Annotated in this window: 18 protein-coding genes; 6 read left to right on the top strand and 12 right to left on the bottom strand. The window is 69.6% G+C overall.

The genetic code is table 11. The features are described from left to right. Window positions 1-126: 126 nt before the first annotated feature. The gene (locus ACS5PN_RS30045) at window positions 127-405 is read right to left on the bottom strand and encodes a hypothetical protein (protein WP_439467699.1); all 279 of its coding nucleotides are present in this window, start codon (window positions 403-405) and stop codon (window positions 127-129) included. Window positions 406-490: 85 nt separating this feature from the next. Between ACS5PN_RS30045 and ACS5PN_RS30050 the strand changes: the two genes are divergently transcribed. The 4 genes from ACS5PN_RS30050 (at window position 491) to ACS5PN_RS30065 (ending at window position 4,730) form a co-directional block, all read left to right on the top strand. Beyond that, window positions 491-1,645 (top strand): acyl-CoA dehydrogenase family protein, encoded by a 1,155-nt coding sequence (locus tag ACS5PN_RS30050; protein WP_439467700.1) that lies wholly within the window; start codon window positions 491-493, stop codon window positions 1,643-1,645. A 94-nt stretch (window positions 1,646-1,739) separates the two neighbouring features. Beyond that, a complete protein-coding gene (locus ACS5PN_RS30055; protein ID WP_439467701.1) occupies window positions 1,740-2,090 on the top strand; it encodes a YciI family protein in 351 nt (116 codons plus the stop codon). Between the two features lie 169 nt (window positions 2,091-2,259). Further along, a complete protein-coding gene (locus ACS5PN_RS30060) occupies window positions 2,260-3,498 on the top strand; it encodes an RNA polymerase sigma factor (protein ID WP_439467702.1) in 1,239 nt (412 codons plus the stop codon). Window positions 3,499-3,527: 29 nt separating this feature from the next. Further along, window positions 3,528-4,730 carry an acetyl-CoA C-acetyltransferase gene (locus ACS5PN_RS30065; protein WP_439467703.1) on the top strand — a complete coding sequence of 401 codons (1,203 nt, stop codon included), beginning with the start codon at window positions 3,528-3,530 and terminating at the stop codon, window positions 4,728-4,730. Here ACS5PN_RS30065 and ACS5PN_RS30070 read toward each other — a convergent pair. After that, entirely contained in the window at window positions 4,727-5,059 is a 333-nt protein-coding gene (locus tag ACS5PN_RS30070; protein ID WP_439467704.1) for a hypothetical protein, read from the bottom strand. The genes ACS5PN_RS30065 and ACS5PN_RS30070 overlap by 4 nt on opposite strands. A 45-nt stretch (window positions 5,060-5,104) precedes the next feature. Then, entirely contained in the window at window positions 5,105-5,257 is a 153-nt protein-coding gene (locus ACS5PN_RS30075) for a hypothetical protein (RefSeq protein WP_439467705.1), read from the bottom strand. A gap of 220 nt (window positions 5,258-5,477) precedes the next feature. On the opposite strand from ACS5PN_RS30075, the gene ACS5PN_RS30080 reads away from it, so the two are divergent. Continuing rightward, a complete protein-coding gene (locus ACS5PN_RS30080) occupies window positions 5,478-5,723 on the top strand; it encodes a hypothetical protein (protein ID WP_439467706.1) in 246 nt (81 codons plus the stop codon). A gap of 6 nt (window positions 5,724-5,729) precedes the next feature. Here ACS5PN_RS30080 and ACS5PN_RS30085 read toward each other — a convergent pair whose 3' ends face one another. After that, on the bottom strand, window positions 5,730-6,893 hold the full coding sequence (locus ACS5PN_RS30085; RefSeq protein WP_439467707.1) for a YbfB/YjiJ family MFS transporter: 1,164 nt from the start codon (window positions 6,891-6,893) through the stop codon (window positions 5,730-5,732). 80 nt (window positions 6,894-6,973) lie between these two features. Between ACS5PN_RS30085 and ACS5PN_RS30090 the strand changes: the two genes are divergently transcribed. Then, window positions 6,974-7,795 carry a zinc-dependent peptidase gene (locus ACS5PN_RS30090; protein ID WP_439467708.1) on the top strand — a complete coding sequence of 274 codons (822 nt, stop codon included), beginning with the start codon at window positions 6,974-6,976 and terminating at the stop codon, window positions 7,793-7,795. 12 nt (window positions 7,796-7,807) lie between these two features. On the opposite strand, the gene ACS5PN_RS30095 is transcribed toward ACS5PN_RS30090, so the two are convergent. From ACS5PN_RS30095 to ggt, 8 genes are all read right to left on the bottom strand, one after another. After that, window positions 7,808-8,362, bottom strand: coding sequence for a protein phosphatase CheZ (locus tag ACS5PN_RS30095; protein WP_439467709.1), 555 nt, complete (start codon window positions 8,360-8,362; stop codon window positions 7,808-7,810). A 126-nt stretch (window positions 8,363-8,488) separates the two neighbouring features. After that, on the bottom strand, window positions 8,489-9,292 hold the full coding sequence (locus ACS5PN_RS30100) for a DUF2520 domain-containing protein (RefSeq protein ID WP_439467710.1): 804 nt from the start codon (window positions 9,290-9,292) through the stop codon (window positions 8,489-8,491). Beyond that, window positions 9,289-10,053, bottom strand: coding sequence for a class I SAM-dependent methyltransferase (locus ACS5PN_RS30105; RefSeq protein ID WP_439467711.1), 765 nt, complete (start codon window positions 10,051-10,053; stop codon window positions 9,289-9,291). Before ACS5PN_RS30105 ends, ACS5PN_RS30100 begins: the two co-directional genes overlap by 4 nt. Window positions 10,054-10,111: 58 nt before the next feature. Continuing rightward, window positions 10,112-11,251, bottom strand: a complete 1,140-nt coding sequence (locus tag ACS5PN_RS30110) for an MFS transporter (RefSeq protein WP_439467712.1) — start codon at window positions 11,249-11,251, stop codon at window positions 10,112-10,114. A gap of 46 nt (window positions 11,252-11,297) precedes the next feature. Continuing rightward, window positions 11,298-11,897 (bottom strand): TVP38/TMEM64 family protein, encoded by a 600-nt coding sequence (locus tag ACS5PN_RS30115; protein ID WP_439467713.1) that lies wholly within the window; start codon window positions 11,895-11,897, stop codon window positions 11,298-11,300. After that, window positions 11,894-13,915, bottom strand: coding sequence for an alkaline phosphatase (locus tag ACS5PN_RS30120; protein WP_439467714.1), 2,022 nt, complete (start codon window positions 13,913-13,915; stop codon window positions 11,894-11,896). The genes ACS5PN_RS30115 and ACS5PN_RS30120 overlap by 4 nt, the downstream gene beginning before the upstream one ends. Before the next feature lie 9 nt (window positions 13,916-13,924). Then, entirely contained in the window at window positions 13,925-14,407 is a 483-nt protein-coding gene (locus ACS5PN_RS30125) for a hypothetical protein (RefSeq protein ID WP_439467715.1), read from the bottom strand. 60 nt (window positions 14,408-14,467) lie between these two features. Beyond that, window positions 14,468-16,177 (bottom strand): gamma-glutamyltransferase, encoded by a 1,710-nt coding sequence (gene ggt, locus ACS5PN_RS30130; RefSeq protein ID WP_439467860.1) that lies wholly within the window; start codon window positions 16,175-16,177, stop codon window positions 14,468-14,470. Window positions 16,178-16,212: the final 35 nt, after the last annotated feature.

Genomic DNA, 16,212 nt, shown 5'->3' on the forward strand with positions numbered 1-16,212 from the left:
GCCGCAAGGGGCCACTCGTTGTTGCAGCCCTGGCCCGCACGCGAGTGCGGGCGGCGCGCTGCGTCTAGATTGGCCCCTTGCGGCGGGCCTTCGCGGCCCACTGCCATGGCGCCAACAGACCCTTACTCACCGCGGCGGCGGCGGCGGGGCCTTGATCTCGTTGCCCATGCGCTGCGCCGACTCCATGGCCTGCTTGTAGTCTTCCTTGCTCATGCAGCGCCGGACCTTGCGGTTGGTGCCCGTGGCGGCCTCATAGAAGCAGACCACGTCAGCCTGCGGGCCGTCGGCCTGCGGGCTCTCTGCCTGGGCGACTTGCTCCGAACGCTGCTGCGGCTGCGGAGCCGCACAGGCGGACAGCAGGGCCAGCAAGGACAGCACGCTGGTGAACTGAAGAGCAGACCTCACGACGAACTCCCTGATCGAGCGAAAGCGCGAATGTAGCCTCCCGGACCGGCCCTGACACGGGCTGGCATCATCAAAGCCGACCACCATGCCCCTGCCCCTCTTCGAATCCCCCTGGATGAGTGCCGAGCACCGCCTGCTGCGGGACAGCGCGGCGCGCTTCTTCACCGAGCGCTGGCTGCCGCGCGCGGCCGGCTGGCGCGAGGCTGGCCTGATGGAACGCGACACCTGGCGCGAGGCCGGCGCCCAGGGCCTGCTGTGTGCGGCCATGCCCGAGACCTTGGGCGGCAGCGGCGGAGACTTCGGCCACGAGGCCGTCATCGTCATGGAGGCGGCGCGGGCCAATCTGGGTGGCTTTGGCGGCAGCGTGCATTCGGCCATCGTGGCGCCCTATCTGCTGCGCCACGGCAAAGACGAGCAGCGCCGCCGCTGGCTGCCGCTGCTGGCCACGGGCGAGCGCGTCGGCGCCATCGCGATGACGGAGCCCGGCACAGGCTCGGACCTGCAGGCCATCCGCACCCGCGCAAGGCGGGAGGGCGCCGACTACGTCATCAGCGGCCAGAAGACCTTCATCACCAACGGCCAGAACGCCGACCTCATCGTCATCGTCTGCCGCACGGGTGACGCCCCGGGTGCCAAGGGACTGTCGTTGATCGTGGCCGAGATCGATGCCGGCACCACCGGCCTGACGCGTCGGCGCCTGGACAAGATCGGTCTCAAGGCCCAGGACACCAGCGAGCTCTTCTTCGACGAGCTGCGCGTGCCGGTCGCCAACCTGCTGGGCGAGCAGGAAGGCCTGGCGTTTGGCCAGCTGATGGGCGAGCTGCCGCAGGAGCGCCTGGTCATCGCCGTGCAGGCCGTCGCGATGATGGAGCGCGCGCTGGACGACACCGTGGCCTACGCCAAGCAACGCGAGGCCTTCGGCCAGACCATCTGGAGCTTCCAGAACACCCGCTTCGTGCTGGCCCAGGCCCAGAGTGATGTGCTGGCGGCGCGCACCTTCCTCGATGCGGCCATCTCCGCCCATCTGAAAGGCGAACTCGATGCCGCCCGCGCCGCCCTGGTGAAGGCCTGGTGCAGCGACCTCGCGTCCAGACTCACCGACGCCTGCCTGCAGCTCTTCGGCGGCTACGGCTACATGCTGGAGACCCCCATCGCCGAGCTGTGGGCCGATGCCCGCGTGACACGCATCTACGGCGGCACCAACGAGATCATGAAGGAGCTGGCCTCGCGCTCGATGTGAGTTTTTTTGGGGCCGATGTCGAAATGGCGGGCACGCCGGGCGTCATTGTCGGACGGTGCATGTCGCGCCGTTCGAACCCAACGAGGAGATTCCCATGGAATACATGCTGCTGATCCACGCCGACCCCGTCGCTTTTGCGGCGCTGAGCGAGACCGAGAGCGCTGCTGCCATGGCCGCCTACACCGCCTACGCCGAGGCACTGTCCAAGGCGGGCATTGACCGCGGCAGCAACAGGCTGAAGCCGGGCGACATGTCGACGACGGTACGCGTGCGCAACGGCAAGACCGAGGTGCTGGACGGCCCCTTCGTCGAGACCCGCGAGCAGCTGGGCGGCTACTTCATCTTGGACGTGCCCGACCTGGATGCCGCGCTGAGCTGGGCGGCCCGCTGCCCCGGTGCCAGCCACGGCACCGTCGAGGTCAGGCCCGTGTGGGATATGAAGTGAAGCCCCTCGTCCAGCCGCACACCGCCGAACGCGGTGCGTCTGGCCGGTCCCCCGAGGGGACGACGTCGCTTGCGGCATTGAGCCCCAAGCGACGCCAGTCGGGCCGGCTCGGGAGCGGCCCAGCGCTCGGCCCAGGATTGCAACACTCCATGCGCCACAAGTGCAGCAAATGCCAGATGGGCAAGTGAATCCCGCCGCCGCCGCGGAGCAGGCGGCGCGGCGCAGCTATGGGCGCCTCGTGGCCTTTCTGTCGGCCCGCTCGCGCGACGTGGCCGGCGCGGAGGACGCGCTGGCCGACGCCTTCGAGACCGCCCTGGCCCGCTGGCCGCTGGACGGCGTGCCCGACAACCCCGATGCCTGGCTGCTGACCGTCGCGCGCCGCAAGACGGCCGACGCCTTGCGCGAGCGGCGGCGTGGCGACGAAGCCGCCGCCTGGCTGGAATGGCTGGCCGAGCTCGAGACGCCGCCCGAAGCGCATGCGCTGCCGGACCGGCGCCTGGAGCTGATGTTCGCCTGCGCCCACCCGGCCATCGACGCGGCCGCCCGTGCGCCGCTGATGCTGCAGGCCGTGCTCGGCTTCGACGCCGCAACCATCGCCGCGGCCTTCCTGGTGGCGCCGGCCGCGATGAGCCAGCGCCTGGTGCGTGCAAAGGCCAAGATCCGCCAGGCCGGCATCGGCCTGCAAGTCCCGGCCCGCGATGAACTGGCCGAGCGCCTGGGCGCAGTGCTTTCGGCAATCTACGCCGTCTATGCAGACGCCTGGACCGACGCCACCGGCACGGACCCGCGCCGGCGCGACCTCGCCGACGAGGCGATCTGCCTCGCCCGCCTCGTCGCCTCGCTGCTGCCGCAGGAGCCCGAGGCCCTGGGCCTGCTCGCCCTGATGCTGTATTCCCACGCGCGCCGTGCCGCCCGCCGTGACGTCGACGGTGTCTATGTCCCGTTGACGATGCAGGACCCGGCGCGCTGGGAGGGCCAGCTCATCCGGGAGGCCGAAGGGCTGTTGCACCTGGCCAGCAGCCACGGCCGCATGGGCCGCTACCAGCTCGAGGCAGCCCTGCAATCGGCCCATGTCCAGGGCCGGCGCAGCGGCCGCGTCGACTGGCCGGCCATCGAGCGCCTGTACGCCGCGCTGTGCGAGCTGACCGGCTCGCCGGTCGCCGCGCTGAACCACGCCGTGGCGCTGTCCCACACGACCGACGCCACGGCAGCTCTGGCGGCACTGGACACGCTGCATGCGGCGTTGAGCGACTACCAGCCCTACTGGGCCGCGCGCGCCGAGCTGCTGGGCCGCTGCGGCCGCGAGGCGCAAGCGCGCGAAGCCTGCGGGCGTGCGGTTGCGCTGGAAAGCGATGAAGCCGTGCGCGAATTCCTGCGGCGCCGCGCTGCGGCTTGGGGCTCACAATGAAGTTCGCCCAAGTACTGCCAGGATCCCCGATGTTCGACGCCTATCTCTACGACCACTGCCGCACGCCGCGCGGCAAGGGCAAGCCCGAAGGGTCGCTGCATGCAGCCACGCCGATCTGGCTGGTGCGCAGCGTGCTGCAGGCCCTGCAGCAGCGCACGGGGCTGGACACCACGCTGGTCGACGATGTCGTGCTGGGCTGTGTGACGCCCATCGCCGAGCAGGGCGGAGACATCGCCCGCATCGCCGTACTGGACGCCGGCTGGGCGCAGACGGTCGCCGGCGTCACCCAGTCGCGCTTCTGCGCCTCCGGGCTGGAAAGCGTGAACCTGGCCGCGGCCAAGGTGGCGAGCGGCTTCGAGCAACTGGTCGTTGCCGGTGGTGTGGAAAGCATGAGCCGCGTGCCCATGGGGAGCGACGGCGGTGCCTGGATGCTGGACGAACGCGTCGTCCATGCCATCGGCTTCGTGCCGCAAGGCATCAGCGCCGATCTCATCGCGACGCTGGAAGGCTTCACGCGCGAGGAGCTGGACGCCTGGGCGGCCCGCTCCCACCAGCGTGCGGCGATGGCCCGCGCCGAGGGCCGCTTTGCGAAGGCCCTGGTGCCGGTGCATGACCCCGCCGGCGTCCTGCTGCTGGCCGAGGACGAGACCATCCGCCCGCAGACGACGGCCGAAACCCTGGCCGCGCTGAATCCGAGCTTCATCAAGCTGGGCGCGAAATTCGACGGCCTGGCACTCAAGAAGTACCAGCAGGCCGCAGCCATCGAGCACCGCCACCATGCCGGCAATTCGTCCGGCATCGTCGACGGCGCAGCCCTGGTGCTGGTGGGTTCCAGAGCCGGTGGCGACGCGGCCGGGCTCAAGCCACGCGCCCGCATCCGCGCAGCGGCAGTGACCGGCAGCGAGCCGACCATCATGCTGACCGGCACGACGCCGGCCTGCCAGAAGGCGCTGCGTCAGGCCGGCATGCAGGCCAGCGACATCGACTTGTGGGAAATCAACGAGGCCTTTGCGGCCGTGCCGATGAAGACGGCGCGCGACCTCGGCCTGGACCTGGATCGCATCAATGTGAACGGCGGCTCGATCGCCCTTGGCCACCCGCTCGGCGCCACCGGCGCCATGCTGCTGGGCACGCTGCTCGATGAACTCGAGCGGCGCGACCTGCAGACCGGCGCCGTGACACTGTGCGTGGGCGGGGGCATGGGCATCGCCACCATCATCGAACGCGTTTAGAGGCGGATCCAGCCGCCGGCACGCAGATGCCAGCGCCCGCCGCTGTTCTCCCAGCGGTGGGGCTCATAGCGATAGCCGGCGCGCGGGCGCTCGTAGTAGCCGGGCACCCAGTGGTGGCGGCCACTGCTCCAGCCCCAGTAGCCGCCAATCCAGACCGCGCCCGGGTAGGGCATGACGGGAACGACCTCGGCATAGGGCGCCGGCGGCGGTGCGTCGACGACGATGGTCGAGCCGCCGTCGTAGTAGCCGGCCCGGTGGGCGGGCACGACCACGCAGGCCGACAGCAGGGCCGATGAGGCCAGGGCAAGCACCAGAGTCAGTTTTTTCATTGGAATCTCCAGGCCGCGTCGGGGCAGCGGCGGGTTGTCGCCGGTTTATCGAGGGCCGTAACCGCCACCGCGGTAATAGCCGCCATCGCGGTGGTAGCCACCGTCACGGTAGTAGCCGTGGCGGGGCGGCACGATGATGCAGCCCGAGAGCAGGGCGGCGGAAGTGATCAGGCTGATGGCAAGGGCCAGGCGTTTCATGGGACTACTCCAGGCCGCAAAAACACGGCCGTACGCCACTAACCCCCCAGGCCCCTTAGCGGATGACCTGGCGTCACAGAGGGTTACTTGGTTGCCGCTTTGTAGAGTTGCCTGCGCATCCTTTAGATGACTGGGTCGGTGGCGTTAGCAGACGTTTCCTGCCGCTTATCATCCGCGCGCGCAATCCAGCGTAACCGGCGTCATGAGCTCCGTTGATTCCATGAAACACCTTCTGCTTTCCTCCCTGTTCGCCCTCGCACTGGCAGGCTGTGCCTCGACCCCTGCGCCCACCACCAACACGGCCGCCAACGACGGCGGCGCCACGTGCGAAAAGGAAGTCTCGACGGGTTCGATGCTGTCCAAGTCGCGCTGCCGCACCGCCGAGCAGCGTGAGGCCGAGCGCGCCGGCGTTGCCGCCACCGCCGACGCCATCCGCCAACAGCGCAACCTGCCGCCGGGCAAGTAATCCGCTTCAGGCCTCCTGGCGGCGCACCGCCACCAGGAGCAGCATGCCGGCCGCCAGCACGGCGGCCGTCAGCCACACCGCGGCGTCAAAGCTGCCGCTGGCTTCCACCATATGACCGGTCAACGCGGGAGCGCTGACTTGGGCCACGCCATAGCTCAGCGTCAGCCGGGCCATGGCCTTGCCCGGATTGGCCGGCGAGTGCCGGCCGACCAGGGCCAGCGTCAGGCTGACGATGCCGATGAAGGTCGCGCCGTACAGCAACGCACCCGCCAACGCCGCCACCAGCCCGCTGGCCAGCACCGGCAGCAGCACGCCGCAGATCTGCAGGCCGAAGGCGATCAGCAACGCGCCCACGTCGCCGGTGCGGCGTGCGATGCGGTCCCAGACGAACACGGCCGGTGTTGACGCCAGGCCCACCAGCAGCCACGCCCAGGGCCCCTGGCCGGCCAGCAGCGGCTGCTTCTCGACGATGGCGACCGTGAAGGTCGCGTTGACGACGAAACCCCAGCCACCGCAGAAATAGGCCGCTGCCATCAGCCCCACCCAGCGCCGGCTGGGCGCAGCGCCGGCCGCGGCCTGGGTGGCCCGCGGCGGCACCGGCGGCCGCCACCACCAGGCCGGCAACAGGAAGGCCAGGCCCAGCAGCGCAAAGCCCTGCCATTGCGCCGCCCAGCCCAGCTCCAGCCGCGTCATGCCCATCGCGCCCAGAGCCGACACGACGATGCCCAGGCCCAGGCCGATGAAATAGATGCCGAGTTCCGGCCGACGTCCGGACCGGATCAGCCAGCCCTGCACCAGGCCCGAACCCAGCAGCATGCCGGCCGCGCCGCACAGGCCGCCGACATAGCGCGACAGGGCCCAGACGCCGAAGCTGGTGCTCCACCCCATCAGCGCCGTGATCAGCAGTGCCAGCGGCAGCCCCCAGACGTAGAGGCGCTGCCGCCATGCCGGGCTTTCGATCCAGGCGGCCAGCAGCGCGCCGCTCATATAGCCGGCGTAGTTGATGGCCGCCAGCAGGCCGCCATCGGCCACGCCCAGGCCGGCCTGGGCATGCATCAGCGGCAGCAGCGGCGTGTAGGCGAAACGCGCCAGGCCGATGGTCAGCACCAGGGCGCAGATACCGCCCAGCAGAACCTGCCAGGCTTGCAGACGGGACTCGGGTTCGGGCATGGCCGCAGGATAGGGCGAGTCGGGCATACCCCGAGCTCCGGGGGACTTGCAAAGCACGGCGGCGAGCCCAGTTGCGAACCATGCCGCTGTTCATCTGCTTCTGCCTCGTCCTGCTCGCCTCCGCCGGCATCGCGCTGTGGCCGCTGTGGGTGCGCCGGCGCCGCGAACGCATCGCGAGCCGCCCTTTCCCTCAGTCCTGGCGGCGCCTGCTGCGTCGGCATGTGCCGCTGGTGTCCCGCCTGCCAGCCCGCCAGCAGCTGCGGCTGAAGGGGCTGATGCAGGTCTTCCTGGCCGAGAAGCCCATCCTTGGCTGCCGCGGCCTGCGCGTGACGGACGAGATCCGCGTGACCATCGCGGCTTTGGCCTGCCTGCCCCTGCTCGGTTCGGCGCGCGGCCTCTATCCGGAATTGCGCCAGGTGCTGATCTACCCCGGCGCCTTTGTCGTCGACCGGCCGGTGACGGAATCGGGCGGCGTGCTGTCGGACCAGCGCCGCGTGCTGGCCGGCGAAAGCTGGAGCCAGGGCCAGGTGCTGCTGGCCTGGGACGAGGTCAAGCGCGGTGCGTCAACGCCCGGCGACGGCCACAACGTCGTCATCCATGAGTTCGCCCACCAGCTGGACCAGGCCGGCGGCCCGGCCAATGGCGCACCGGCCCTGCCGACGGCCGAGGCCTACCGGCGCTGGTCGACGGTGATGCAGAACGAGTTCGATGCGCTGCGCTGGCGGCTGGCACGCGGCGAGCCGGGGCTCATCGATCCCTATGCGGCGACCGACCCGGCGGAGTTCTTCGCGGTGATCAGCGAGCTGTTCTTCGAGCGGCCGATCGAGTTGGCAGCCGGGCACCCGGCGCTGTATGCAGAGCTGAGCAGCTACTACAAGCTCGACCCGGCGAGCTGGAACTGAAAACACAGGAGGTCAGAAGCCGAGGGAAGCCAGCAGGTCGTCCACGTCGTCCTGCTTGAGCGCCTTGTCAGGCGTCTGCACGCCGCCCAGTTCGGCAGACGTGGCGGCAGAGGCCGGTGCCGGAAGGGATGCGACGAGATCCTTGAGCGGCGGCTCGGCGCGCTCCAGCATCCGGCTGACCTTGTTGATGACCTGGCCGGAGAGATCCTGGAAGTCCTGCGACATCATGATCTCGGTGTGCAGCGACTTCTCGCGCGCGGCAAAGCTCGCGGCATCCGACGCGTAGGCGGCGCACAGCTTCATCAGGGCGCGGGCACGGTCGGGGCTGATGTTGCTAGACAGGGCCAGGCGGTTCAGCGCGTCGGACAGCTCGCGGCCCTTCTTGCGCACGGCCTCGGCGTCGTCGGCGGCGGCTTCCACCAAGTTCAGCACCTTGGTGGCGGCCTGCTCCGTCATGCTGCGCACATAGGCCAGGCGCTCGCGCGCGTCGGGCAGTTCCTCGACCACATCATGCAGGACCTGGGCGGCGTCGGCCCGGATCATGGCCTGGATGGATGCGTCGGACATGTGGAACTCCCTGGGTGTGCCCGGCAACAGCGACGGGACTGGGGCAGTTTAGGACTGGGGCTTTATCAAGCAAATGCCTGATAAGCGGCCGAACGCGCCCTTTGTCACACCATCATGCAAACGTATTCAGCGCGCTGCCAGCAGGGCACGCAGCGCCGTGACCTGTGCCACATCCAGGCGTCCGGCGGCTTCGGCCAGGGCGAGCTGGCGCAGGCCCAGGGCGCGCAGCAGGTCGGCCTCCAGGCCGGCGGCCGCCAGCGCCTCCAGGTGACGGGCCAGCACGCCGGCGTCGCCGCGGGCGATGGGGCCGGAAACAGCGCCGGCCAGGCCGCGAGTCAGCGCCGTGTCCAGCGCGCCGCGGGTCAGCGGCGTCAGCGCGGGCAGGGCCTGCTCGGGCGCCAGCCCCGCAGCCCTCCACAGCGACTGGGCCTCGGCCAGCACGGCCAGCACACCGCTGGCGGCGAGGTTGGCCGCCGCGTGATAGGCCGCCCGGGCCTGGGCCGTCATGGGTGAAGACAACATCAGCGGCACCATGCCCAGCGCCTGGGCAAGTGCTTCCAGCGCCGGGCCATGGACGGCGTCCGCCTCGATGCCGACGTGCACACCCGCCAGCCCGGCGTCGCCCGCCAGCAGCTTCAGCGGATGAAAGCCCGCCCTGGCCAGGCCAGGGCTCAAGGCCGACAAGGGCGTCGCACCGCTGCAATGCAGGGCGAGCTGGCCCGGGCGCCAGGGCAGGCTGGCGGCCGTAGCGGCGATCTGGTCATCGGGAACGGTCAGCCAGACCCAATCCGCCCGCCTCGCCGCCTGCACCTGGCCGAGCTCGCCGTCGACCGGCCAGCGCCGGCCGACAACGACCTGCTGGCCGGCGGCCCGCAGCGCTGGCACCAGGGCCTGCGCCAGGCGGCCATACCCGACAACCGCGTGGATCAAGGCTTGACGAACTTCAGCGTCATGCGGTCGCTCTCGCCGATGGCCTGGTACTTGGCGCGGTCCTTGTCCTTGAGGCCATAGGTCGGCGGCAGGGTCCAGACGCCGTCGGGATGGTCTGCCGTGTCCTTGGGGTTGGCATTGACCTCGCTCTTGCCCGCCAGCTTGAAGCCGGCCTTCTCGGCGAACTGGATGACGGTCGCTTCCTGCACATAGCCGCTCGGCGCCTTGGGGTCCTGGGTGCGCGAGGCCGGCAGGCGGTGCTCCTCGACGCCCAGGGTGCCGCCCGGCTTGAGCGCCTTGAAGGCCGCGTCGAACACCGCCTGGGCCGTGCCCCCGTTCATCCAGTTGTGCACATTGCGGAAGGTCAGCACCACGTCGGCACTGCCGGCCGGGGCGATGTCGAACTGGCCCTTGGCGGGGTCGAAGCTGCTGATCTTGACCTTGCTGTAGACGCCCATGGAGTCCATCTTGGCCTTGAAGCGCACGCTGCCGCCGTCGGCCGCATACAGCTGGCCGCCCTCGCGCAGATAGGGCGCCAGGATCTCGGTGAACCAGCCACCGCCCGGGGCGAGCTCGACGACGGTGTCGGTGGGCTTGATGCCGAAGAAGCTCAGCGTCTCGTAGGGATGGCGGTAGTTGTCGCGGGCGACATTGCCGACCAGGCGGTTGTCGGCGGCAACGGCGGCCTTGAGCGGGTCATTGCCCTGGGCTTGTGCAGCCGCAGCGGCCAGGGCAAAAGTGGCGATCAGCCAAGTCTTCATGGGGGGTGTCTCCTAGTGGAAGTGGCAGTATCCGGTGCGTGTCAGCCGCTGTCCAAGCTCAGCGACGGAATGCCAATGACGCGAGACCAAACAGGGCCAGCGCGGCGCCAAACAGGCCCAGGGCGTGCAGGCCCAGCCCCTTCAGCACCGCACCGCCGACGCCGGAGCCCAGCGTGGCGCCGACATAGATGGCCGAGGCATTGAGCGCGAACAGCACCGGCAGCTGGGCCGGGTCCAGGGCTGCCAGCCGCGCCTGCTGCGGCACCATGAAACTCCAGCCGAACACGCTCCAGACCAGCATCAGTGCGCCCACCACGGGCAAGGGCCAGGTCGGCAGGGTCAATGCCGGCATCAGCAGGCTTTGCGCCAGGCAAAGCAGCACCAGGGTGCGAAGTGAACCGATGCGGTCGGTCAGGCGCCCACCCATGGCATTGCCGATGACGGCTCCCAGGCCGAACAGCAGCAGCATGCCGGTCACGCCGTCACGGCTGAGGCCATAGACGGTCTCGAACAGCGGCGCGACGAAGGTGTAGCAGACGTAAAGCCCGCCGGTGAAGAGGGCCGTGAAGGCGACGGCCACCATGAGCCGAGCATCGCGCAGCACCCTGCCCAGGTTGGCCAGGCTGGCCACCGGCACCGCGATGCCGGCCGGCAGGGCCATGACGATGGCGGCCAGGCCGATCACGGTCAGCGCCGCCACGACGACGAAAGCCGCCTGCCAGCCCAGGGCATAGCCCAGCCAGGCACCGGCCGGAATGCCCAGCACCTGGGCGAATGTCAGCCCGCCGAAGACGATGGCCAGGGCCCTGCCCTGCTGGCCCGGCCCCGCCAGCGCCACACCGACGGAAGCCGCCACCGGCGTGACCAGGCCGCCCCCCAGGGCCATCAGGGCGCGTGCCGCCAGCAGCATGGCAAAGCTCGGCGCCAGCGCCGCCGCGACGGAACCCAATGCGAACAGCGCCAGGCCGATGGACATCAGCCGCCTGCGGTCCAGCCGGCCCGTGGCCGCGATCAACAGCGGCGAAGCGATGGCATAGGTGCCGGCATAGACACTCATCAGCGCCCCGGCGTGGGCCCGGTCGACGCCAAAGGCCAGGGCCACCGGCGACAGCACACCGACGACAACAAAGGCCCCCATGCCGATGGCGAAATTGGCCAGGGCCAGCAGCCAGAGCTGGCGGGTCGCGGAGGGGGTCATCGGCCCATCATCGCCAGCGGCGCCAAGCCGCGTGCGCCTGGGGTCTTCAGTGCGTGGCCCAGCCCATCCACACCGCCAGCGTGTCGAACAGCGCCGTGATGACCAGGATGGGCAGCGGCAGGCCGAGCAGCGTGCCGATGACGTAGTCGCGCAGCTTCACGCCCGACAGGGCCAGCGTGTAGTTCAGCGCCGGCACCGAATGGAAGACCGTGCGCAGCATGACGACGCTGCGCACCGGGTGCGCATCGAGCCTCGCGAACAGCCGGCGCGCCAGGCGGTTGTCCAGCTCACGCAGCGCGTCGGCGCCCAGGGCGCGCACGACGACGAAGGTCACCGTGCAGGCGATGCAGGCGGCCACATAGGTCGTCAGCGCGCCCCACACCGGCCCCAGGGCCAGCACCGCCGCGGCGAGGAAGAAGCCGCCGGGGATGTGCACGAGATTGGCCAGCACGAACATCGCCGTGAAGGCCACCATGCCCCAGACCCGGTGATGGTCAAAACCCTCGCGCACGGCCTGCAGGCTGATCTGCTGGCGCAGGCCGGTAACCTCAACCGCCGCCCACAGCAACGCCACGAAAGCCAGGACCGCCAGCCAGCGCCAACGGGAATGGGATGACGCGACGGGGGCGGTCTCGGTGGGCTTCAACGCTTGGGCTTGGGGGGCTTCTTGGAGCCCGAAGTATCGGCGGGCGCGACGACGCCCTTGACGGCAGCCTGGGCCAGCTTGAAGAAGACGTCGGTGTTGTCGATGACGCCGGTGAAGGCGAGCGCCCCGGGGCCATAGGCCGACAGCGGCACGTCGGTGGCGGTGTGCACGGCCGATTCGCCGGGCACCTGGCCGGTGACGAGGTAGTCGCCCAGCGCATCGTCGCGCTCCTGGGCATTGGCCGGGTACCACTTCAGCGGCGCCTCGCTGGCGAAGGGCTGCTGGACGTCGCGCTGCGGCGTCTTCTTGGTGCGCCAGTCTTCGTAGCGATCGGCATTGGCGCCGTAGCCCACCAGCAGGCGGAAGTCGATGTCGGTCGTCTCGGGGTAGCCGTCGGCCGCGATCTTGTAGTGCGGGAAGCCGGCCTTCTCGTAGACACCGACGACCTGGTTGCGCAGATGGGGCACACCCTTCTTGGCGGCGAGGTCGACCAGGGCCTTGTCCGTCACCATGGAGCCGCCGATCAGGGCCGCGCCCGAGCATTCATGGTCGGCCGTCACGATGACCAGGGTGTCGCCCTGCTCAGCCGCGAAGTCCTGGGCCACGCGCACGGCGCGGTCGAACTCCAGCGTGTCCAGCATCCAGCGCTCGGTGTCCATGTTGTGGGCCTGCTTGTCGATGGAGGCGCCCTCGACCAGCAGCACGAAGCCCTTGGGCGACTTCTTCAACACGGCTATGGCCTTGGCCGCCATCTCGTCCAGCATGGGCTGGTCGGGCAGACCGAAGTCGTCGACGACGCTGCCGCCCTGCAGGCCGTTCTTGTCGGCGCCGCGGCGGCCGTTGATCTTGTCCAGGGCCACGTTCATGTTGGAGAAGGCGAACAGGCCGAGCAGGGGCTTGGCGGCGTCGGCCTTGTCCAGGTCGGTCTTGGTGGCCGCGTACTGGAAGCCGGCGGACTGGAAGGCGCCGATCAGGTCGCGGCCCTTGTCCAGGCCACCCGCGGACACACCCCAGCGCTTGACGATCTCGGCCGTGTGCGGGTCGGTCGCCGAGAAGGCGTAGTCGCTGCTGTCGGTGCGCGCCGAGCCCGGCGTGCCGGCCGGCAAAAACCATTTGCGGCCGCCGCCCATCAGCACCGTCAGGCCGGTGTGGCCGCGGTCGTCGAAGAACTGGTCGACGATGCCGGTGCCTGCGCCACGGTTGCTGGTGTGCACGGCATTGCCGGCCGGCGTGGCGTCGAAGACGTCGGCCGTCGTGACAACGCCAAGCTGCTTGCCCTGGGTGCGGTGCAGATACTCGCTGAGGTACTCGACGCGCGGGTTGTCGAAGGCGTCCACCGTATCGTCGGGGAAGACGCCCTCCTCGTTGTTGTTGTTCTTGTTGCCGCTGACATAGCTCGTCATGCCGGGCGACGAGTCGGTCACGATGGAGTTCAGCGACGAGGTCTTGACCATGGCCGTCGCCGTGAACGTGTCCATGGCCAGGGGCTGCAGGGCCTTGCCCTGCGCATAGCCATGCACGATGCGCGCAGCGGTGCGCTGCGAGGCGCCCATGCCGTCGCCGAGCAGGATGATGATGTTCCTGACCTTGGGACCGAGGGCGGCCGTGAAGGGCACGACCTCGAAGTTGCCCTTGGCGACGACCTTCTGGCCGTCGGCCTGGGTGGCTTCGACGCTGAACTCATGCTTGCCGGCAAGCTCGCTGGAGACGGCCCGCACCGTGGCGATGGTCGTCTCGGCGGCCAGGCCCTTGGTGCAGCCGCTGGCGCATTCGCGCAGCGCGACGGTGGCCGCCACCGGCTTGCCGTCGATGAAATAACGCGCCGCGGTGATCTTCTGGCCGGCGTCGGGCTTGATCGTGGCCTGCAGGTCGAAGCGCTGGCCGGGCAGGAAGCGGGCGATGACGGGGTCGGCGCGGCCGCTGGAGAAAAGTTCGCTGGGCGGCGTCAGGCGGGTCACGGTGGGCGCGGCGACGGCGGAGCCAGCGGCGATTGCGGCAAGCAGCAGGGTGTGTTTCATGGCAACAGCTCAGTGCGAATGGGGAGAGGCGGCAGCCGAGGCCTGCGCGGCCAGGGCGTCAGGCGCGAGGTGCAGGCGGATCCAGCTGACGCGGCCGGTCGCATCCTCGGCGGGGCCGTACTCGAGGCGGCCGGTCAGGGCGAGCGGCCCGGCCTGGTGGGCGACAAAGCGCGCGCTCTGCGACTCGGGCAGCAGCACGGTGACGGTGGAGGCCGGGAGGTCATCGGCATCACCGTCGGCATGCTCGGACATCGAGACCGGCCGCGGCGTCAGCAGAAACTGGCCGGCCTGGGGCTGCTCGCGCTGCACCATGAAACCCACCAGGCGCACCTCGCGGCCAGCGGCAGCCTTCAGTTGCGCCGTGGGCTCCAGCCCGCGCGGGCCGATGGGGGACGCGAAGAAGTCGGAGAAGCCGATCTCGACCGGCGCGGCCGGCGCCATCGCCGGCAGCAGGCTCAGTGCGCCGGCAAGCAGCAGGAAAGGCAGTCGCATGCTGGCCCTGTCAAAAGGGCAGCATGCTCCCGCGAAGCTGTGTCAAATCGATGACGAAGCTCAATAGCCCAGGGCCAGGCCGGAATTGCGCCGCGGGTCGTTGGCGCCGTAGTAGCGGTTCTTGCCCACCGGCTTGCCACCCAGGCGCGGTGCGCCGACCAGGATGCTGGCCAGGTGATTGGCCGGCTGCGGGTCGGCGAACTTCTGGCCCCAGCCCTCGAGGATCTTGCGCGTGTCGGGCGACAACGCATTCACCTCCAGGTTGGTGGCCTCGGGCAGCCATTGCTGGTGGAAGCGCGGCGCGTCGGTCGCCTCTTGCACATCCATGCCGTAGTCGATGACGTTGATCATGGTGTGAAGCACCGCCGTGATGATGCGGCTGCCGCCCGGCGTGCCGACCACCATGACCGTCTTGCCGTCCTTGGTGACGACGGTCGGGCTCATGGACGACAGCGGCCGCTTGCCCGGCTCGATGCGGTTGGCTTCACCCTGCACCAGGCCGTAGAGATTGGGCACGCCGACCTTGGCGGTGAAGTCATCCATCTCGTCGTTCAGCAGCACGCCGGTCTTGGCGGCCGTCACGCGCGCGCCAAACCAGTCGTTCAGCGTGTAGGTCACCGACACGGCATTGCCCCATTTGTCGACGATGGAGTAGTGCGTGGTGTTGCTGCCCTCGTGCGGCGACACGCCGGGCTTGATGTCCTTGGAGACGCCGGCCTTGTTGGGATCGATCACGGCGCGCAGCTGGGCCGCATAGTCCTTGCTGAGCAGGCGCTCCAACGGGTTCTTGATGAAGTCGGGGTCGCCCAGATAGCTGTTGCGGTCCACATAGGCGTGACGCATGGCCTCGATCTGGTAGTGCACCGCCTGGGCCGAGCGGAAGCCCAGCTCCTTGAGCGGATAACCCTCCAGGATGTTGAGGATCTCGCAGATGATGACGCCGCCGGAGCTCGGCGGCGGCGCCGAGACCACGTGGTAGCCACGGTAGTCGCATTCCACCGGCGGCAGTTCGCGCGTCTTGTACTGGTCGAGGTCGGCGGGGCCCAGGATGCCCTTGCCGGCCTTGCTCGACTCGATGAGGGCCGCGGCCACCGGCCCCTTGTAGAAGCCCGCCTCGCCTTTGTCGCGGATGGCCTTCAGCGTGGCGGCCAGGTCCTTCTGCACCAGCTTCTGGCCGACCTGCCAGGGCTCGCCCTTGTTCAGGAAGATGGCCGCTGTGGCCGGGTCCTTGCGGAAGTCTTCGGTGGCCGTGTGCAGCATGTCGATGTCGCCCTGGTCCAGCACGAAGCCTTTCTCCGCGTAATGGATGGCCGGCGTGATGACGGCGGCGCGCTTCATCGTGCCGTACTTGGCCAGCGCGTACTCCAGGCCTGACACGCTGCCCGGCACGCCCACGGCGAGATGGCCCTTGGTGCTCAGGCCCTTGATGACATTGCCCTCCTTGTCGAGGTACATGTTGGCGGTCGCCGCCAGCGGTGCCTTCTCGCGGAAGTCGAGGAAGGTCTTGCGGCCATCGGCCAGCTGGATGGTCATGAAGCCGCCGCCGCCGAGGTTGCCCGCCGCGGGGTAGACCACCGCCAGCGCATAGCCCACGGCCACGGCCGCATCCACCGCATTGCCGCCGTCCTTCAGCACATCCACGCCGACGCGCGTGGCCAGATGCTGGGCCGTGACCACCATGCCGTTCTCGGCCGCCACCGGGGCCTGCGAGGCCGCCTGGACCAGGGTCGCCATGCACAGGAGGGCGCCCGTGGTCAGGCGCAGCTTCATCAGGGATCTCATGCCAGGGTCTCCGTCAACAAATG

Source organism: Roseateles sp. NT4, from assembly GCF_051857475.1.
Taxonomy (GTDB): domain Bacteria; phylum Pseudomonadota; class Gammaproteobacteria; order Burkholderiales; family Burkholderiaceae_C; genus Pelomonas.